This is a genomic window from Vibrio crassostreae 9ZC13 (assembly GCF_000272045.2).
GTDB classification, from domain to species: Bacteria; Pseudomonadota; Gammaproteobacteria; order Enterobacterales; family Vibrionaceae; genus Vibrio; species Vibrio crassostreae_C.
In genome coordinates, this window is the sequence record NZ_AJYZ02000042.1 from 651,644 (window position 1) to 670,985 (window position 19,342).

Genomic DNA, 19,342 nt, shown 5'->3' on the forward strand with positions numbered 1-19,342 from the left:
AGGAAATCGAGCACAACGAATCCTGCGTCAGCTAGAAGCTGAAGGTGTCGAACCCGTCATTTTATTACGTAGCATACAACGAGAGCTTGCTCTGCTATTACAAATGCAGCAACAAATGAAACAGATGCCGATTGGTCAGGTCTTCGAAAAACACCGTATCTGGCAATCTAAAAAGCCTCTTTATAACGCCGCGCTAACAAGAGTTTCGATTTCTCAATTACACTCTTTGTTCGCGTTGCTCACTCAAGCTGAATTGATGACAAAAACTCAATATGAGCAGTCGCCTTGGCCACTAATTCATCAGTTAAGCGTAGAGTTTTGTATCCCTTCAGCTTCAATACCATTTCACGCATAAAAGCGTGGTATATTCTAGGGTCGACAGCCCCTAAAAAGCTAAATTCAGATTAAAGGAACACCCCGTGTTACGTGAAGAACTAAAAGATTTTCTTGCAGACAAAGCCGACGACATGAAAGCAGAATCGATTGTGACTATCGATGTAGAAGGCAAATCAAGCGTTACTGATTACATGATTGTTTGTACAGGTACCTCTAAGCGCCATGTTGCTTCTATTGCACAGCATGTTGCTGATGAAGTACGTAAAGCAGGTATGCAGCCACTAGGCATGGACGGCCAGCAAGAAGGTGAATGGGTTGTTCTAGATATGGGGACAAGCATGCTTCACGTTATGCAAGAAGAACACCGTGAACTGTACCAACTAGAAAAACTTTGGGGCTAAGCTTTGAAGATCCAGTTAATCGCAGTTGGCACAAAAATGCCAAAGTGGGTTGAAGAAGGGTTTCAAGAATACAAACGCCGCTTCCCTCACGATATGCCATTAGAGCTCATTGAAATTACTGCAGGAAAGCGCGGTAAAAATGCAGATATTGCACGCATTCTTCAAAAAGAAGGTGAAGCGATGCTGGCTGCAGTTCCAAAAGGCAACCGTATTGTCACGCTCGATATCCCAGGTAGAAAGTGGGATACACCTCAACTTGCTGAGCAATTAGAAAGTTGGAAGCTGGATGGACGTGACGTATCTATCCTAATTGGCGGGCCTGAAGGATTAGCACCTGCATGTAAAGCGGCCGCAGACCAAAGTTGGTCTCTGTCTGCGCTTACTCTCCCTCACCCATTAGTACGCGTTATCATGGCTGAAAGCTTGTATCGAGCTTGGAGCATCACTGCTAACCACCCTTATCATCGAGAATAAGCGTTAATGTTACGTAAACGTAGCCAAATCCGTGATTACAAAGCAGAAGCACGACTATTTACTAATCGTGCTTTTGTTGCGTTTGCGGGGATCATAGTCATGATATCGATGTTGGTTGTTAATCTGTACAACATTCAGGTCAATCAATATCAAGACTATAAAACCCGCTCTAACGATAACCGTATCAAGGTCGTTCCAATCGCCCCTAACCGTGGTTTGATTTACGATCGTAATGGTGTACTTCTTGCCGAAAATCGCCCGGTTTTCAATCTAGAAATCATACCCGAAAAAATTAAAGATATGGATGATACGCTTGCTCGTCTGCAAGCATTAATTGAGATCCCGCCAGAGCGTATCGAGCGCTTTAATCGTGATCGTCGCAATTCACGACGCTTCAAGTCAGTACCTATTCTGAATCAGCTTACCGAAGAACAAGTTGCGATCTTCTCTGTAAATCAACATAAGTTCCCAGGCGTTGAAGTTACAGGTACGCTAAAACGTTTCTACCCTTATGGTGATGTGTTAACTCACGTGATTGGCTACGTATCGCGCATCAATGACCGTGATATGCAGCGCCTGGTTCGCGAAGAGAAAGACGCCAATTACCAAGCCACTCGCGACATCGGTAAACTTGGTATTGAGCGCTACTACGAAGACATGCTTCACGGTACCGCTGGCTATCAAGAAGTCGAAGTTAACAGCCGTGGACGAGTGATCCGTACTCTAAAATTTGTACCGTCGGTTCCGGGTAAAGATATCGTGCTCAACTTGGATATCAAGCTACAACTATACGTACATAAGTTACTGGATGGCCGCCGTGGCTCAGCTATCGTTCTCGACCCGAAAGACAATGGCGTGTTAGCCATGGTATCTAGCCCAAGCTACGACCCAAATGCATTCGTACATGGTATTTCGTCTAAAGGTTATAACGCCCTGCTTCAAGACAAAGACCGCCCTTTGGTTAACCGTGCAACGCTAGGTATTTACCCACCAGCATCGACGATCAAGCCATTCATTGCTGTTGCGGCTCTGCAAGAAGGTGTGATTACACCTAATACAACGCGTAATGACCCAGGTTATTGGAAGATCCCTAATTCAAAAACAAGACCATTCCGTGACTGGTTGCGTTGGGGACACGGGGTCGTTGATATAGAGAAAGCGATTGAAGAGTCAGTGGATACTTTCTTTTACCAAATTGCTTATGATCTCGGCATTGATCGCATATCCAAATGGATGATGATGTTCGGCTTTGGTGATTATACTGGCATCGATATTTATGAAGAAAGCAAAGCCAATATGCCAACTCGTGATTGGAAGATGGCCAGACACCGTGTGCCTTGGTATCAAGGTGATACTATTCCAGTTGGTATTGGACAGGGCTACTGGACTGCAACACCCATGCAGATTGCAAAAGCCACATCAGTTTTGGTCAATGAAGGTGAAGTAACCGCACCTCACCTACTTCGTTCAACCATTGATAACGGTCGTCCATTCGATGAACAAATCATGTCGGACATTGAAACTTACCCACCGCTAACCGGGGTTAAGAAGAAGTATTGGGATATCGCTCAGGAAGGTATGAGGCTGGCTAACCACGGTAAGAAAGGTACGGCAAGACGTTCATTCCAGAAGATGTCTTACCAAACCGCTGGTAAATCGGGTACCGCACAGGTATTCGGCTTAAAAGAAGATGAAGAGTACAACGCGGATGAAATCGCAGAGCACTTACGCGATCACGCCCTCTTTACGGGTTACGCGCCTTTTGAAGATCCTGAAGCCGTCGTGACTATCGTTCTAGAGAACGCAGGTGGCGGTTCTTCTAACGGCGGCCCAGTAGTAAGAAGGATTTTAGACCATATTATCCTTGCAGAAGATTATCAAAGTGAGCCAATTAAATAATGAAACTTGATCCTTCAACTGGACGAAATAGAGCCCTATTCGAAAGGCTGCATATCGACCTGCCGCTTTTGCTTGGCATTCTGGTTTTAATGGGCTTTGCCCTGCTGATCATGTACAGCGCAAGCGGACAAAGCCTTGCGATGATGGACCGCCAGGCGATGCGCATGGCTCTGTCTTTAGGTGTGATGATCTTCCTAGCGCAAATCTCACCTCGTACTTATGAAACCTTGGCACCACTGCTATTTGTAGGTGGTGTCATCTTGCTATTGGGCGTGTTGTTCTTTGGTGAAGCCTCTAAAGGCGCCCAGCGTTGGTTAAACTTCGGCTTTGTTCGATTCCAACCGTCAGAGCTATTAAAGCTCGCGGTGCCTTTGATGCTGGCACGATTTATCGGTAAGCGCTCACTTCCACCAACATTCCAAACATTAGCGATCTCGCTAGTGATGGTGTTTGTACCGACGATTCTAATCGCAAAGCAGCCTGACCTAGGTACATCTATCCTTATCGCCGCATCTGGTATCTTCGTGATATTCCTGGCTGGTATCAGTTGGAAAATCATTGCTAGCGCCGCAATCGCATTAGGGGCATTTATCCCAATCCTATGGTTCTTCTTGATGCGTGAATATCAAAAAGTGCGTGTTAGAACCCTTTTTGATCCTGAATCAGATCCATTAGGTGCGGGTTACCACATCATTCAAAGTAAGATTGCGATAGGTTCGGGTGGTATATCAGGAAAAGGTTGGCTGCAAGGCACTCAATCTCAATTAGAATTCATTCCAGAGCGCCACACCGACTTCATTTTTGCGGTCATCGCCGAAGAGTGGGGCATGATTGGTATCTTGTTCTTGCTTGCTATCTACCTGTTTATTATTGGACGTGGCTTAGTGCTTGCGAGCCAAGCTCAAACCGCATTCGGTCGAATGATGGGCGGCAGTATTGTACTGAGCTTCTTCGTTTATATTTTTGTAAACATTGGCATGGTAAGTGGCATTCTACCTGTGGTTGGTGTTCCTCTTCCTTTAGTCAGTTATGGTGGTACTTCAATGGTTACCCTTATGGCTGGTTTTGGTATTTTAATGTCGATCCATACACACAGAAAAGCATTCTCAAAGGCGACCTAATCGATGTCTATTACAACGTTTCAAAAAAAAGCATCCTTGGTTGAAGAGCTGCCAATCAAAAAAATAGTCTCTATCTTGGGGCTAGCGATTTTAATCAATGGTTGTTCTTCAAAGCAGCCAACAGGCCGCTACGATATTGATTCAGATATTGCACCAGACGCACCGATCTCAGTAGAGCATCTCGAGGATGCTCACCCTCAGTATGAACCTTATAGTTTAGGTGGTAACACGGATTACACTTTACGTGGCGAAGACTACAAGATCGTAAAGAAGACCGAAGGGTTTACTGAGAAAGGCAAAGCCTCTTGGTACGGTAAGAAATTTCATGGCCACTTAACGTCGAACGGCGAGATCTACGACATGTATTCGATGTCTGCGGCGCACAAAACATTGCCAATTCCAAGCTATGTAAAAGTGACGAATACTGACAACAACAAAACGACAATTGTTCGTATCAATGACCGCGGCCCATTCCATGAAGGCCGAATCATTGACCTTAGTTATGCGGCAGCTTACAAGCTCGATGTGTTGAGAACCGGCACGACAAATGTTGAGATTGAAGTCATTACTGTGGCTATGCCAACCGACGCAAATAAAAAGGCTGCTTTACCGCAATTTATTATTCAAGTCGCAACATCTCCACATGAAGATAGGACCGAAAAGTTAGCGAAAGATCTAGCCGAAAAGCTAGAAGTAGCAACGTTCTTGCAGCCAAATGATGACAAATACCGTCTGATGATTGGGCCATTTCATGACTATGCTCTGACTCAAGAGAAATTAGAACAAGTTAAGCTAATGGGTTACCCGTCAGCTTATATAAAAAAACACACCCTAACTCGCTAATTAATCTAACAGTTACTTCTGGTAATCAGCGCTCTGGTGTGACAGAGTGATTCTGTTAATATATGAATAGTTCACCAAATAATTGCATTCAAAATGATTAAATCTAATAAACTTGTTAAATCGATTTTTGCTACTTCTGTTGCTCTTTCTGCAACGATAGCTACATCGTCATTCGCCGCTCCTATTGTTGTTCCTGATGCACCTCAAATCGCCGCTAAAGGTTTTGTTCTGATGGATTACCATTCAGGCAAAGTACTAGCAGAGAAAGAGATGAATACTCAGCTTTCTCCAGCAAGTTTAACCAAGATGATGACGAGCTACGTGATCGGCCAAGAGCTCGACCGTGGCAACATCAACCTAAACGACGATGTTGTAATCAGTGAAAATGCTTGGGCTAAAAACTTCCCAGATTCATCTAAGATGTTCGTTGAAGTGGGCACTACGGTTAAAGTTGAAGAATTAAACCGCGGTATCATCATTCAATCAGGTAACGACGCATGTGTTGCTATGGCTGAACACATCGCTGGCTCTGAAGATGCATTCGTTGACCTAATGAACGCTTGGGCAAGCTCTATCGGCATGAAAGACACGCACTTCGCTAACGTGCACGGTCTAGACAACCCGAACCTCTACTCAACGCCTTACGATATGGCGCTACTTGGTCAGGCGCTGATTCGTGACGTTCCTGATGAGTACCGTATCTACTCGCAGAAAAAATTCACTTACAACGGCATCACCCAATACAACCGTAACGGTCTGTTATGGGATAAGAGCATGAACGTTGATGGCATCAAAACGGGCCACACAAGCAATGCAGGTTACAGCCTAGTAAGCTCAGCGACCGAAGGCAAAATGCGCCTAGTTGCTGTAGTTATGGGCACCAAGAATGCGAATGCTCGTAAAACAGAAAGCAAAAAACTGCTTAGCTACGGCTTCCGTTTCTTCGAAACAGTGGCGCCACATACAGCGGGTGAAACCTTCGTAGAAGAGAAGATCTGGATGGGTAGCAAAGACACAGTTGCGCTAGGTGTCGACGAAGATACTTTCGTGACGCTACCTCGTGGTCAAGCTAAGAACCTGAAGGCAAGCTTCGTTCTTGAGAAAGAGCTAGAAGCGCCAATCAGCAAAGGCGATGTAGTTGGTAAACTATTCTACCAAGTAGACGGTGAAGACGTTGCTGAATACCCCCTACTAGCACTTGAAGATGTAGACCAAGGCAGCCTATTCAGCCGTCTATGGGACTACCTAGTTCTTCTATTCAAGGGTTTATTCTAAACAAGCCAAAGGTTTGTTCTAGGTAAAACCTAAGCTTGTTATATAGCTAACCTAATGAGTAAGTTCATGATTTGCTCATTAGTGAACCAAAAGCCGCCATGTGCGGCTTTTGTTGATCTTGAGTTCGGTGATATTTACACGTAATATTCCGCCTTATTACTCGTGTCTGTTGACCGAACACGCTTTTTATCGACATTTCGCCAATTTGCGAGCGTCTAGCCTTTTGGAGCTAATCATGAACATCAATTCTGATGCAAAACTAAAAGACCTCTTAGAGTTCCCTTGTTCATTCACTTACAAAGTAATGGGCCACGCTAAGCCAGAACTGACTGAGCTAGTACTAGAAGTGATCCAGCGTCATGCTCCTGGTGACTACAGCCCAACGCTAAAACCGAGTGCGAAAGGTAACTACCACTCTGTTTCTATCAATATTACTGCGACTTCAATTGAACAAGTAGAAACTCTTTATAAAGAACTGGGCGAGATCGAAATCGTTCGTATGGTTCTGTAATCTCCGATTGCACATGAAAAACAGCGGCTTATTGCCGCTGTTTTTGTTTAAAGCACCCTATCTAGCTCAAATTCATTCAACTTAATTTTCAATAAATACAAAGAAAGTTGAAAAACCTTGCAGTCCGTCTGTAGTTAGAATCATGTTTCGCGTTTATAATGCGTTCACTTTATTAATCCTTGAGGGAGTGCAGCTTTGCAAAATAAGCTAATCGTAAAAAAATTAGGCCGTCAGGATTACGAACCTGTATGGAAAGCCATGCATAAGTTCACAGACGAACGCACGGAAGAAGACGTAGACCAAGTTTGGTTGGTTGAACACAACCCTGTCTTCACTCAAGGACAAGCAGGTAAAGCCGAGCATGTATTGAATGCTGGTGATATCCCTGTAATACAAAGCGATCGCGGTGGCCAAGTGACTTATCACGGCCCAGGCCAATTAGTCGCTTACTTTCTGATTAACATCCGCCGCAAGAAGTTCGGAGTGCGTGATTTGGTTACTCATATCGAGAACCTCGTAATCAATACTCTGAAAGCTTACAATATAGATTCAGCTGCCCGACCTGACGCTCCTGGTGTTTATGTCGATGGCAAGAAAATCTGTTCACTCGGATTACGTATTCGACGTGGCTGCTCGTTCCACGGGCTAGCACTCAACGTCGATATGGACCTGTCTCCATTCCTGCGTATTAACCCATGTGGTTACCAAGGTATGGAAATGGCGCAGGTAAGCCAACTCGGTGGACCAAGTGAACTAGAAAACGTTGAGCAACAGTTAATACAAGAGCTCGTAGAGCTACTCGGCTATGACCAAGTAGACATTCAAGCCACCAGTAACATTACAGCAGAAGCATAAAATCATGAGCAAACCAATCCAAATGGAAAAAGGCGTTAAATATCGTGACGCTGACAAAATGGCATTAATTCCCGTAAAGAATATGCCTGCTGAACAGAAAGAAGTTCTACGTAAGCCTGAATGGATGAAGATTAAACTTCCTTCAGACAGCCATCGTATTCAAGAAATCAAATCAGCAATGCGCAAAAACAACCTGCACTCAGTTTGTGAAGAAGCGTCTTGTCCTAACCTAGCCGAGTGTTTCAACCACGGTACGGCAACGTTTATGATTCTTGGCGCTATCTGTACTCGTCGCTGCCCGTTCTGTGATGTTGCCCATGGTCGCCCTGTTGCTCCTGAAGCTGAAGAGCCGAAGAAACTAGCTAAAACAATTCAAGACATGAAACTGAAGTACGTTGTAATCACTTCAGTTGACCGTGATGACTTGCGTGACGGCGGTGCTCAGCACTTTGCTGACTGTAACCGTGAGATTCGCGAACTCAACCCAAATATTCGTATCGAAACACTGGTTCCAGACTTCCGCGGTCGTATGGACGTTGCGCTTGACCTAATGAAAGACAACCCGCCAGATGTTTTCAACCACAACCTAGAGACAGCGCCACGTCTATACCGTAAAGCGCGTCCAGGTGCGAACTACAAGTGGTCTCTTGATCTACTGAAGAAATTCAAAGAGCAGCACCCTGATATCCCAACAAAATCAGGTGTGATGATGGGTCTTGGTGAGACAAAAGAAGAGATCGTTCAAGTACTGAAAGACCTTCGTGAACATGGTGTGACTATGCTGACACTAGGCCAATACCTAGCACCAAGCCGTCACCACTTACCAGTAGAACGCTACGTGCCGCCTTCTGAGTTCGATGAGCTGAAAGAGATTGCTCTAGAGCTAGGCTTTACTCACGCAGCGTGTGGCCCGTTTGTACGTTCTTCTTACCATGCGGACTTGCAAGCTCAAGGTATGGAAATTAAGTAATCACGATTGCTTAACGAACAATGCAAAGGCGCTGAATATTATGTTCAGCGCCTTTTTTCTATCTTGTTCGTGCCGCTATAGCTTTATATTTCGTGCCACTAAGCTTTATATAAAAACAACAAAGCCACTCTTTATGAGTGGCTTTGTGCTTAATATTTCAAGTTCAGAGGAGGTAATTTCAAAAACCCCAGATAGGGTTCTGCATTAACCGAAAGATGCCCAGATAACCGTTGCTACCAAAATTGGGCACACAAACTTCACATACATTGGCCAAACCTTACCAAACCAACCAAGTTGAAAATCAGGGCTGCCTTGTTCAAGCTCTTTCACTTTTGAAGCTCGGCTCCATACCCAACCACCAAACACACAGAACATCAGTGCAGCGACTGGTTGAAGATACTGAGTTGCAATCATCGCTACCATGCCAAACATCGCAGCAAAGTTGTAAACAATCACCACACTAAACAGCGCGATAGCACCACCAATCACCCAGCTTGTTGGCGTTCGTCTAGTATTGAAACGCTCACTCACTAGCGCAACCGGGCCTTCAAGCATCGAAATCGAAGAAGTCAGTGCAGCAATCGTTAGTAGTAAAAAGAACACAATCGCAAAGATCTGTCCAAGCACACCTAAACTATCAAACATCAACGGCAAAACCGTGAATACTAGAGTGTCAGAGCTTAATAGTGAGCCGTCTTCAGCGTAGATTTGAACGCCTTTTTGCATCGCAACAAACATTGCTGGCATCACCACTAATCCAGCAATAAAAGCGACAGCAGTATCCACCAGAGTTACGTTCATCGCCATTTTTGGTAGGTTCTCTTTCTTGCTTAAGTAAGAGCCATAAACCAACATCGAGCAACCGCCAATAGTGAGTGAGAAGAACCCCTGTCCCATTGCCGCCAGAACCAGTTTTCTATCCCACACTTTCTCAAAGTCTGGAATAAGGTAATGTTTTAGGCCTTCCATCGCGCCAGATTGCGTCATGATGTAAACAAACAATAAGCCAAATAAAACAAACAGCGCAGGCATCAAACGAGTCGACCATTTCTCGATGCCTTGCTTAACACCGCCCTGCACAATCAAGATAGTCAGTACATAGAACGCGACGGTACCAAATACGTTGCGCTCAACACTGAAGCCCTTAAACCAATCAGCAATCGCTTCTAGGCCGATAAGATCCGCGACCGCACCAATTAGGAAACAGATCAACCAGCCACCAACAATACTGTAAAACGCCAACACTGCGCTTGGTACACTCAGTCCAACCCAACCGACAAACTCACCGACTTTCTTACCCAAAGGGTTTGTCGTCAAAGATCGCATGCTATCAACTGGGTTTGCTTGGCCGTGACGGCCTATAGCCATCTCAACCACCAACATAGGGAAAGCAACCACGAAGATCATGATCAAATAGACTAAAAGGAAAGCGCCACCACCGTTGCTAGCAACTTGAGTCGGGAAACCCCAAATATTACCCAAGCCAACCGCTGCACCAGCCGCTGCTAAAATAAAACCTAAACGAGAGCTAAAGTGCTCTCTTGAAGAGGAAGATTGTTGGTCCATATCGCCCGCATTAAAAATCAGTGAACTAGTTGAGAAGTACAGTAATAAAAAGCAATGATAGGCACAACCAATAAATGAACAATTCTCTGATTTTTACAGTCAATGCGCTATTTAGAACAACAAAATTAACAAAAAACCAGTCTTATCGTTCAATTATAAGCAACAAAGCGAAGCAGTAGGCTTAAGAAGGAAATGGATTGAATTGAGATAAATACTCGCCGTGTGGTTCCATTTATACAAACAAAAAGAGCACCGACCGGTGCTCTTACTATTCATCACTAGACTCGAATTAAATTGTGAAGACTTGGTAATCTTTTAAGTTCGGAATGATTTCATGCAGTTCTTGCTCTTGTTCCGCCATCTCATCAAGTGAATCACAGAACTCATTCGCTTCCTCCTGTACTTGTTGAGAGTGTTCTTTCATTCGCTCTTCAACTTTCAGCTTTAATTCAGCCATACTGTCAGCCAATTCAGTCAGGTTTAGGCCACCATCTTGTTTCATTTTTTCTGACATCGCATTAAAAGCGCTAGAGATAAATTCTTGGTTAAAGATTTCTTTCGCCTTCTCGAAATCTTCAGACCAGCCATTGGCCATCGAATCAAAGCTTTCTGCAGGTAACACTAATTCGCCATCTTTGTAATAACGCGCTTCCAGTTCTGCAAAGTAGGTTTTCATCGATTCTTTTACATTATCAAATGACTCAGGTGAATCCAGGCTAGCCGCGATATCATCAATCACGTCATTGGCTAACGCTAAGCTATCGTTCGCCATTTGTTTCGCTCGAGGTAAGTACTCACTCATATTTTCGCGGTATTTCTCAATCGCCGCTTGTTGGTCGGCATCAAGCTCAACCTTCTCACCATGGATATAGAGGTCGTTGTTATCATCAAAAACGGCCGTATCACCATTCACTTGATGGATTTCGACTTTTTGATCATCGATTCTTAGTTCATTCTTCAAATCAACTCGACACTGAGCAGCAAACGTTGGCAGGCTCACAACTGCCATCGCCGCAGTTAACGATGCAATTAATACACTGTTTTTCATAAATACATAGCTTTTCATAACATCCTCTCATCAATCTGACAGATTACTATACCCTTGGTATATGCTTCTTTGTCAGAGAAACGTTTTATATATATCCGTTACTCAGTTAGTCGATAGATATTACTTCATAGCAAAACTGTTTATCTGCAACCTTAAACTCAATTTCATCACCGACTTCTTTACCCATTAGAGCCTGACCAAAAGGTGCGTTCACCGTTACGATAGCAACCTCATTATCATTCCACGCGACAGAAAGTCCTCCGACTCTTGGCCCAATGAAAAAGTGTTTACATTCATCATTTTCGTCAATAACCACAACATAGCTGCTTACTGCAATCTTTTCACTGTCTCGTAAGACGAGATTCCGGTAGCACTGGATATCATCTTCACACTCCTGCACTCGCATCGCTTGACCATGGGCAAGATACGAAGCTTCTAATGCCAATGTATCGTACTTATGTTCAGGCACAGTCTCTTCATCGGTCGCAGCATCAATCGCACGCTGAGTCGCAGATTGTGCGATACGTAATCGGGATTCGAGTTGCTCTATGATTATTTGGCGAAGCTTTGACTTATTCATACTATTGGGGTGCTTTTCTATAGGAGCTACAGAATAGAATTAGGTACAATCAGGTGCAAGACATTTGATTCATCAAGCGACGCTATCATGAATAGGCGCCCGCTTTAGCATCAATACGACACTTAATAACTCAGGTAGAACATAAATGATTGAGCAGAAGCTAAAACAAGTATTCGGATTCGACTCACTGCGCAATGGGCAAAAGCAAGTCATTGATAACGTTCTATCTGGTCACTCGACTGCCGCGATATTCCCGACAGGCTCAGGTAAATCGCTGTGCTATCAATTACCAGCATTAGAGTTACCGCACTTAACCTTGGTGATATCGCCACTGTTAGCCTTGATGAAAGACCAACTCGCTTTCCTGCACAGTAAAGGCATTAGCGCAGCGGCAATCGAATCAAGCCAAGACCGACAAACCACACAACAGGTTATGCAGTCAGTGCGTAACGGTGACACCAAGATCCTCATGATCTCCGTCGAGCGCTTGAAGAACGAACGCTTTCGTCAGTTTATCTCCCAAGTGTCGATCTCACTGCTTGTGGTCGATGAAGCGCACTGTATTTCAGAATGGGGACACAACTTCAGACCCGACTACCTGAAGCTTCCTCAATACCAAAAACAGCTCAATATTCCTCAGGTTCTACTACTGACAGCCACTGCGACTACAGCGGTTATCCAAGATATGAAGTCAAAGTTTGAAATTGATGAGGAGCGCGTTGTGGTTACGGGTTTCTATCGTCAAAATCTCGATCTGTCGATTCAACCTTGTGAACAAACCAGTAAGCTAGAAACCTTGTGCAATGTGGTTAACCAAGCTTCTCTCGCTCCGACTATTGTTTATGTCACCCTTCAACAAACGGCAGAGATGGTGGCTCAGCAGATTCGCAATGCTGGCGTTAATGCAGTGGCTTACCATGCGGGTCTTAAGCCTGAAAATAGAGATGCTATTCAACACCAATTCATGAATGATGACGTGAGCTGTATCGTCGCAACTATCGCGTTTGGTATGGGCGTGGATAAGTCCAACATTCGCCGAGTGATTCACTTTGACTTACCAAAATCGATCGAAAACTACTCACAAGAGATCGGCAGAGCTGGTCGAGATGGGCAAGCGTCTGAATGTATTTTACTGGCTAACAAACACGGTTTAAGCACACTCGAGAACTTCGTTTTTGGTGATACGCCAGACAACATATCGATCCAAGCGGTATTAAAAGAGATCTACGAAAATCAAAACATTGGCGCTTCTGGCTCGAATCAATGGGAGATCATGCTTAATCAACTATCACGTGAATCCAACATTCGTCAGTTACCGCTAAAAACACTACTGGTGTATCTCGAAATTGAAGGTGTGATTGAGCCCAAGTACAGCTACTTCGCAGACTACAAATTTAAATTCATTCGTCCGAAACAGCAGATCACAGAGCAATTTCAAAGTGAACGTCGTCAATTTGTCGAAGCGATTTTCCAATGCTCTCCTCAAGCAAGAGTGTGGTGCCAAGTCGACTTCGATGCGCTTTGGACACACTTCCAAGCCGATCGTCAGCGTGTGATTGCGGCTATCGACTACTTCAATGAACAAGGTTGGATTGAACTAGAAAGCAAGCAGATCACCGATGTCTACGCGATCCACAATACTTCTGAAGATATGATGCAACTGTCAGAGCGTCTAACTGAGTTGTTTAAAGCAAAAGAAAACAGCGAGATAAACCGCCTTAACCAAATGCTGAATTTCTTTGAGGCGGATACTTGCCTAAGCTCACGCCTTGCGAGTTATTTTGCCGATGATAAAGCACCAACAAACTGCGGTCACTGCTCTGTATGTCGAGGAGAAGTGGCAATCTTACCAACCGTTGATGTTGAACCTATCGATGATGAGACGGTGATGACATGGATACATGAGTTTATTTCGGCTAGCCAACAACTGATTACCGACGAGGCAATTACTCGCTTCTTATGTGGAATCGCCACCCCGCTTTCAACCAAACTCAAAGCCAGTAAAATGGTCGGTTACGGCAAGCTAGAGCAGCAACCGTTCAGTGATACCTTAGCGCGAGTAAAACAACTTCCTAGGTAATTCTTACTTATAAAAAACCGACTAGGCTATGAAGCGTAGTCGGTATTCATCTCACTCATTATCTTTAAAAGAAGCTCAACTGACGCATTTGGTCTTTAGGTTGCAGCATTACGCTTAAACCAAGCAGGCGTATTTCTCGCCCCTGTTGTCTTTTCAGTATTTCACTAAGCAGCTCTTTGAAGTGTTCACGATCGAGAGAGGCATGGATGTGTTCAATCGTGGTTTGTTGAAAGTCGGCGAACTTGAGCTTAATGCCCTGCTTGATGATCGCTTTACTTGGGCTAGCCTTTTCTAAGCGAGTTTCGAGTTCAGGAAATAGCTTATCTTCGATTACCTGCCAACATTCTGCGTAGCTTGAAATGTTTTGGGTAAAGGTGCGCTCTACACCTACCGATTTTCGCTCGCGCTCGATGATAACTTCTCGATCATCAATGCCATGACTGCGCTTCCAGAGTGATGCACCTTGACGGCCAAACTTGAGTAGCAGGTCTCGATAGTCAGACTCTTTGATATCCTTACAAGTAAAGAAACCCGCTTGGTGCAGCTTTTCTATGCTCACTTTGCCGACACCGGGAATCTTTTCAAGTGGTAGCTCATCGATCACTGATTGCACGTCTTGTGGAGGGATAACAAACTGACCATTGGGCTTATTCAGATCTGAGGCCACTTTCGCCAAGAATTTAATCGGTGCAATTCCTGCAGAAGCTGTCAGGTTCAGTTCGTTCCAAATATCACGGCGAATAGACTCGGCAATAAGTGTTGCTGAACCGTGACACCGCTTAGAATCGGTGACATCAAGGAAAGCTTCATCCAAGGAAAGTGGTTCAATGATTGATGTGTATCGAGAGAAGATTTCACGGATCTTTTTAGATATCTCGACATAGACCGACATTCTTCCCGGCACAACCAATAGATTAGGACAAAGCTGTAGGGCCTTTCCGGTAGGCATTGCAGAGCGAACACCAAACTTGCGGGCTTCATAATTACAGGTGCTCAAAACGCCGCGTTGCTTTTCATGCCCACCAACAGCTAACGGGCGATTTCGGTAAGCAGGGTTATCACGCATTTCTACAGCCGCGTAAAAACAATCCATATCGACATGGATTATTTTTCTGACTTTCTCTTGGTCCGAACTGCACATTTGGAAATAACTCAACCTTACAACTGTATCTATGAACAGTATAATCAATTATTCTCAGATTTAAAATGATCTGGAGTCCAGCTCAACAGGTTTCACTTCATTCGCCGCCCACTATTCTGATAGTATTGTTAGGAGTATTTAGTCTATAAGTAGGGATAGCTTTTGAGTGAAAAAATACTAGTGGTAGAGGATAGTCGCGCATTCAGAAACTATCTTTACCAACAATTTAAGAACGATGGCTATGAAGTTGCGTTGGCGGAATCTGTAGAAGAAGCCAAAGCGATCTTAGAGCAAGAAACGGATTTCTTGTGTGCAGTCCTCGACTACTGTTTACCTGACGGCCAAGACGGCGAGATCATTGATCTCGTCTTAGGCTATCAACAGAAAATCATTGTCCTGACCGGGATGTTCGACAATCAACTGCGAGAGCAAGTCCTAGCCAAAGGCGTTATCGATTACATACTTAAAGACAGTATGTCATCAGTAAGCTACCTACTTCCCCTGGTTCAAAGAATTTCGAATAATCGCCATCACAAAGCATTGGTTGTCGATGATTCAGCGGTCGTTCGCCGTTACATAGCTCAACTTCTAGAACACCAATATATCCAAACTATCCAAGCCGAAGATGGCGAACAAGCATTAAAGCTCCTTCATAACGATCCCGATATTACGTTCGTTGTTACAGACCATGATATGCCGAAGAAAGACGGTATAGCGATGATCCGTGAGATACGACGCGATCACGACAGAAACCAGTTGGCTATTCTAGGGTTATCAGGCAGCGATGATCGCACCATGACAGCTCGATTCCTTAAAGCGGGGGCTAACGACTTCCTTTACAAGCCTTTTAACCAAGAAGAATTTTTTTGCCGTATCCATCAACTGCTTGATATGAAAGAAGCGGCCAACGAGCTATTTCGACATGCCAACGAGGATGCTCTTACTGGCTTATGGAATCGTCGCTACCTGTTCAATCATCCTTGTAAAGGCTGCGATCAACGAAACATCGCGATGATGGACATCGACTTCTTTAAGAAAGTGAATGATACCTTTGGACACGATGGTGGTGATGCCGTGCTGATCGATGTAGGGAAAATAATCAAAGATCATTTCAAAGACGATGTCGCTGTGCGCTTTGGTGGCGAAGAGTTTTGTATTCAGTCGTGCGGCGCATTTGAAAGCTTTGTTGACAACTTAGAGTCCATGAGAGAAGCCATTGAAAGCCATGTTGTTGAGCATGACTCTCAAAGAATCAAGGTCAGTATCAGTATCGGCGTAACCGATTTAGACGCGAAGTTAGATGAACAGATCAAAGCCGCTGATGAGCTTCTTTATACGGCAAAAGAGCAAGGTAGAAACCAACTAGTGTTTGCGCGTAACAGCATGCAAATCGAACAATAGTCATTCGCCTCTGTTTCCATTTTTGGTATACCAAGATTAATTGCTAGACCTCAAAACTAAAAAAGCTCAAGACGATAATCTTGAGCTTTTCAATTTGAGGGCGTAGATAACTCTATCCCCTATGACTGTCACCAATTAAGCGATACGGTCTTTACTCCAAGCCGCTTCTTTTTGTTGACGCTCAGCCAGCTTCTCTTCACGGTAAGCTTCACGTGCTTCACGCTTCTTACGCGCGTCACAAGGTTCAGGGCAGTTACATACTTTATCAATACCAACAGCACCCAAACCGCCACAGCTACCTTTCACAACTTTCTTTTGGATAATGTAGCCAATTGACATCGCTGCGATTACTGCAAGAAAAACACCAAATGTAATCAGAAATGTATTCATAATTATCTCGCTTACCTTATTTACCTAAGTATGGCTTAAATGCTTCAGAAGCAATTTCTTTAAAGCCATCTGCTGTTTTTACCACCATGAACACTGGGATGTTATGTTGGTTTGCGACTTCCATTCCTTTTTCCTCACCTAAGACCATAAGGCCCGTAGATAAGCCGTCTGCAGTCATTGAAGACGGGTTTAAAACAGTCACAGAAACCACTTTATGGTGAAGAGGCTTTCCTGTTTCAGGGTTGATGATGTGTGAGTAACGAACACCATCACGTTCAAAATAGTTACGGTAATCACCAGAGGTTGCGATAGCCATATCACCCGGCTCGATGATCTCTTGGATATTACGCTCATCAACGCTTGGTTTCTCAATCGCGATACGCCAGCCCACGTTCTCACGGTTTAAACCTTTCAGACGAATTTCGCCACCGACTTCAACCATGTAGTTGTGAATACCGATAGAATCAAGGTAGTCAGCGACGACGTCAACACCCCAACCTTTTGCAATCGTGGATAGATCGACATACAGGTTAGGTAGGTCTTTCTTCAACATGTTGCCTTCAACACTAAGATGATGGATACCAATCTTAGCCTTGCGAGCCGCCAGCTCTTCATCTGATGGCACAACTTCAGGACGAGCTTCAGGACCAAAACCCCATAAGTTAACTAACGGACCAACCGTTACATCCAGAGCTCCTTCAGTAAGACCGTTCAAACGAATCGCTTCTTTCACAACCGTCGCTGTTTGCTCAGATACTTCGAACGCATCCGCACCTTTATGCTGGTTGAAACGGCTTAATTCGGAATCTTCACGGTAAGTCGACATCTGGTCGTTTACTTCTTCAAGTAGACGATCGATCTCTGTATGAACTTCATTAGACTCAGGAAATTCATCACCATTGATGTATTTAATATTGTAACTCGTGCCCATCGTTGGGCCACTCAAATGCACTTGCTCTCTTGACTGCTCACAGCCCGCAAGAAAAATCAAAGAAGTTAATGCAACAAGCCAAATTCTCACTTGCTTACTCCTGTCTAATGTTGAGGATTTATATAAGGAAAAATAAGAGTAAAAAATAGGTATTTTGAATGCCTTACTCTTTCTTATATAAGCCAGTATGTTGTCAAAAGCTGTCTTAGAAAAACAAATGGCTGACTCGTAGGAGTCAGCCATAATATCAATCACTTAAGTGGATTAACCACCGAAGTCATCTAGTAGGATGTTTTCATCTTCTACACCAAGATCTTTCAGCATGCCGATAACAGCAGCGTTCATCATCGGTGGACCACACATGTAGTACTCACAATCTTCAGGAGCTTCGTGATCCTTCAGGTAGTTTTCGTACAGTACATTGTGGATGAAACCAGTGTAACCGTCCCAGTTGTCCTCTGGTTGAGGATCAGACAGTGCACAGTGCCACACGAAGTTTTCGTTTGCAGCCGCTAGGCCATCGAAATCTTCAATGTAGAACATCTCACGCTTAGAACGTGCGCCATACCAGTAAGACATCTTACGAGTAGACTTAAGACGCTTAAGTTGGTCGAAGATATGAGAACGCATAGGCGCCATACCTGCACCACCACCGATGAATACCATTTCATTGTCTGTGTCTTTAGCAAAGAACTCACCAAATGGACCAGAAATAGTACATTTGTCGCCTTCTTTAAGAGACCAGATGTATGAAGACATAACACCAGGAGCTACGTCAGGGTTGTTTGGCGGCGGAGTTGCGATACGCACGTTAAGCTTGATGATGCCTTTCTCTTCTGGGTATGAAGCCATAGAGTAAGCACGGATCGAATGCTCTTTAACGATAGACTCATAACGGAACAAGTTGAACTTATCCCAGTCACCACGGTATTCCTCAGGAATATCGTAATCTGCGTATTTCACGTGATGTGGTTCAGCTTCAATCTGAATGTAACCACCCGCGCGGAACGGTACTTCTTCACCTTCAGGGATCGCTAGAGCAAGTTCTTTGATGAAAGTAGCTTCGTTGTTATTCGAGATAACAGTACATTCCCACTTTTTAACACCAAAGATATCTTCGTCTAGTTCAATCTCCATGTCAGTTTTCATAGCAACTTGACATGCAAGACGTTCGCCTTCGCGAGCTTCACCTTTTGTGATGTGATCAAGTTCAGTTGGAAGGATGTCGCCACCACCAGACTTAACTTTTACACGACACTGACCACAAGAGCCACCGCCACCACAAGCAGAAGATACGAAGATACCAGCGCCAGCCAGGGCACCAAGTAGCTTGCTACCAGGTTGAGTAACGATCGCCTTTTCAGGGTCGCCGTTTACTGAAATAGTGATGTCACCTGATGGTACTAACTTAGACTTAGCGAAAAGAATCACTAGTACTAGAGCCAGTACAATAATGGTAAACATCGCTACGCCAAGAATAATACTAAACATTTGTTATTCCTTATTACTGGGTGCTTACC

Annotated in this window: 18 protein-coding genes and 1 pseudogene; 12 read left to right on the top strand and 7 right to left on the bottom strand. The window is 44.2% G+C overall.

All coding sequences use genetic code 11. The features are described from left to right. The 10 genes and pseudogenes from holA to lipA all read left to right on the top strand — a co-directional run. A pseudogene (holA, locus tag A136_RS21675) lies at positions 1-355 on the top strand (DNA polymerase III subunit delta); the annotation flags it as partial. Between the two features lie 64 nt (positions 356-419). After that, entirely contained in the window at positions 420-737 is a 318-nt protein-coding gene (gene rsfS, locus A136_RS21680) for a ribosome silencing factor (RefSeq protein WP_004735247.1), read from the top strand. Positions 738-740: 3 nt separating this feature from the next. After that, positions 741-1,211, top strand: a complete 471-nt coding sequence (gene rlmH / locus A136_RS21685; protein ID WP_017068506.1) for a 23S rRNA (pseudouridine(1915)-N(3))-methyltransferase RlmH — start codon at positions 741-743, stop codon at positions 1,209-1,211. Between the two features lie 6 nt (positions 1,212-1,217). After that, positions 1,218-3,110, top strand: a complete 1,893-nt coding sequence (gene mrdA, locus A136_RS21690) for a penicillin-binding protein 2 (RefSeq protein ID WP_017064175.1) — start codon at positions 1,218-1,220, stop codon at positions 3,108-3,110. Next, on the top strand, positions 3,110-4,231 hold the full coding sequence (rodA, locus tag A136_RS21695) for a rod shape-determining protein RodA (RefSeq protein ID WP_017062334.1): 1,122 nt from the start codon (positions 3,110-3,112) through the stop codon (positions 4,229-4,231). The genes mrdA and rodA overlap by 1 nt, the downstream gene beginning before the upstream one ends. A 3-nt stretch (positions 4,232-4,234) precedes the next feature. After that, a complete protein-coding gene (locus tag A136_RS21700; RefSeq protein WP_017064176.1) occupies positions 4,235-5,074 on the top strand; it encodes a septal ring lytic transglycosylase RlpA family protein in 840 nt (279 codons plus the stop codon). A gap of 93 nt (positions 5,075-5,167) precedes the next feature. Next, positions 5,168-6,349: a serine hydrolase gene (locus A136_RS21705; RefSeq protein WP_017062336.1), complete on the top strand. Its 1,182-nt coding sequence runs from the start codon at positions 5,168-5,170 to the stop codon at positions 6,347-6,349. Positions 6,350-6,581: 232 nt separating this feature from the next. Further along, a complete protein-coding gene (ybeD, locus tag A136_RS21710) occupies positions 6,582-6,860 on the top strand; it encodes a DUF493 family protein YbeD (protein ID WP_026084358.1) in 279 nt (92 codons plus the stop codon). A 195-nt stretch (positions 6,861-7,055) separates the two neighbouring features. Beyond that, entirely contained in the window at positions 7,056-7,715 is a 660-nt protein-coding gene (gene lipB, locus A136_RS21715) for a lipoyl(octanoyl) transferase LipB (protein WP_004737632.1), read from the top strand. A gap of 4 nt (positions 7,716-7,719) precedes the next feature. Then, positions 7,720-8,685, top strand: a complete 966-nt coding sequence (lipA, locus tag A136_RS21720) for a lipoyl synthase (RefSeq protein WP_017064177.1) — start codon at positions 7,720-7,722, stop codon at positions 8,683-8,685. 204 nt (positions 8,686-8,889) lie between these two features. Here the strand turns inward: lipA and A136_RS21725 are convergent, their stop codons facing one another. From A136_RS21725 to A136_RS21735, 3 genes are all read right to left on the bottom strand, one after another. Beyond that, positions 8,890-10,251: a sodium-dependent transporter gene (locus A136_RS21725; RefSeq protein WP_017064178.1), complete on the bottom strand. Its 1,362-nt coding sequence runs from the start codon at positions 10,249-10,251 to the stop codon at positions 8,890-8,892. Positions 10,252-10,540: 289 nt separating this feature from the next. Further along, positions 10,541-11,317, bottom strand: coding sequence for a YggN family protein (locus A136_RS21730; RefSeq protein WP_017064179.1), 777 nt, complete (start codon positions 11,315-11,317; stop codon positions 10,541-10,543). A gap of 88 nt (positions 11,318-11,405) precedes the next feature. Continuing rightward, a complete protein-coding gene (locus A136_RS21735; RefSeq protein ID WP_017064180.1) occupies positions 11,406-11,879 on the bottom strand; it encodes a GreA/GreB family elongation factor in 474 nt (157 codons plus the stop codon). Between the two features lie 145 nt (positions 11,880-12,024). Between A136_RS21735 and A136_RS21740 the strand changes: the two genes are divergently transcribed. After that, positions 12,025-13,959, top strand: a complete 1,935-nt coding sequence (locus A136_RS21740; protein ID WP_017064181.1) for a RecQ family ATP-dependent DNA helicase — start codon at positions 12,025-12,027, stop codon at positions 13,957-13,959. Between the two features lie 64 nt (positions 13,960-14,023). Here A136_RS21740 and dinB read toward each other — a convergent pair whose 3' ends face one another. Then, positions 14,024-15,100 carry a DNA polymerase IV gene (gene dinB, locus A136_RS21745; RefSeq protein WP_029235195.1) on the bottom strand — a complete coding sequence of 359 codons (1,077 nt, stop codon included), beginning with the start codon at positions 15,098-15,100 and terminating at the stop codon, positions 14,024-14,026. 162 nt (positions 15,101-15,262) lie between these two features. Here dinB and A136_RS21750 point away from each other — a divergent pair, with 162 nt between their 5' ends. Next, complete coding sequence (locus tag A136_RS21750; protein WP_017064183.1) at positions 15,263-16,501, top strand: GGDEF domain-containing response regulator; 1,239 nt, start codon at positions 15,263-15,265, stop codon at positions 16,499-16,501. A 135-nt stretch (positions 16,502-16,636) separates the two neighbouring features. Here the strand turns inward: A136_RS21750 and nqrM are convergent, their stop codons facing one another. The 3 genes from nqrM to nqrF form a co-directional block, all read right to left on the bottom strand. After that, complete coding sequence (nqrM, locus tag A136_RS21755) at positions 16,637-16,891, bottom strand: (Na+)-NQR maturation NqrM (RefSeq protein ID WP_009848378.1); 255 nt, start codon at positions 16,889-16,891, stop codon at positions 16,637-16,639. Positions 16,892-16,907: 16 nt separating this feature from the next. Continuing rightward, on the bottom strand, positions 16,908-17,912 hold the full coding sequence (locus tag A136_RS21760; RefSeq protein ID WP_017059913.1) for an FAD:protein FMN transferase: 1,005 nt from the start codon (positions 17,910-17,912) through the stop codon (positions 16,908-16,910). A gap of 174 nt (positions 17,913-18,086) precedes the next feature. Then, positions 18,087-19,313, bottom strand: coding sequence for an NADH:ubiquinone reductase (Na(+)-transporting) subunit F (gene nqrF, locus A136_RS21765; protein WP_017059912.1), 1,227 nt, complete (start codon positions 19,311-19,313; stop codon positions 18,087-18,089). Between the last annotated feature and the right edge of the window lie 29 nt (positions 19,314-19,342).

Coding starts and splice junctions, on each gene's coding strand:
- mrdA (WP_017064175.1), top strand. CDS start 1,218: ATGTTACGTAAACGTAGCCAAATCCGTGATTACAAAGCAGAAGCACGA.
- rodA (WP_017062334.1), top strand. CDS start 3,110: ATGAAACTTGATCCTTCAACTGGACGAAATAGAGCCCTATTCGAAAGG.
- A136_RS21700 (WP_017064176.1), top strand. CDS start 4,235: ATGTCTATTACAACGTTTCAAAAAAAAGCATCCTTGGTTGAAGAGCTG.
- A136_RS21705 (WP_017062336.1), top strand. CDS start 5,168: ATGATTAAATCTAATAAACTTGTTAAATCGATTTTTGCTACTTCTGTT.
- lipA (WP_017064177.1), top strand. CDS start 7,720: ATGAGCAAACCAATCCAAATGGAAAAAGGCGTTAAATATCGTGACGCT.
- A136_RS21725 (WP_017064178.1), bottom strand. CDS start 10,251: ATGGACCAACAATCTTCCTCTTCAAGAGAGCACTTTAGCTCTCGTTTA.
- A136_RS21730 (WP_017064179.1), bottom strand. CDS start 11,317: ATGAAAAGCTATGTATTTATGAAAAACAGTGTATTAATTGCATCGTTA.
- A136_RS21735 (WP_017064180.1), bottom strand. CDS start 11,879: ATGAATAAGTCAAAGCTTCGCCAAATAATCATAGAGCAACTCGAATCC.
- A136_RS21740 (WP_017064181.1), top strand. CDS start 12,025: ATGATTGAGCAGAAGCTAAAACAAGTATTCGGATTCGACTCACTGCGC.
- dinB (WP_029235195.1), bottom strand. CDS start 15,100: ATGTGCAGTTCGGACCAAGAGAAAGTCAGAAAAATAATCCATGTCGAT.
- nqrM (WP_009848378.1), bottom strand. CDS start 16,891: ATGAATACATTTCTGATTACATTTGGTGTTTTTCTTGCAGTAATCGCA.
- nqrF (WP_017059912.1), bottom strand. CDS start 19,313: ATGTTTAGTATTATTCTTGGCGTAGCGATGTTTACCATTATTGTACTG.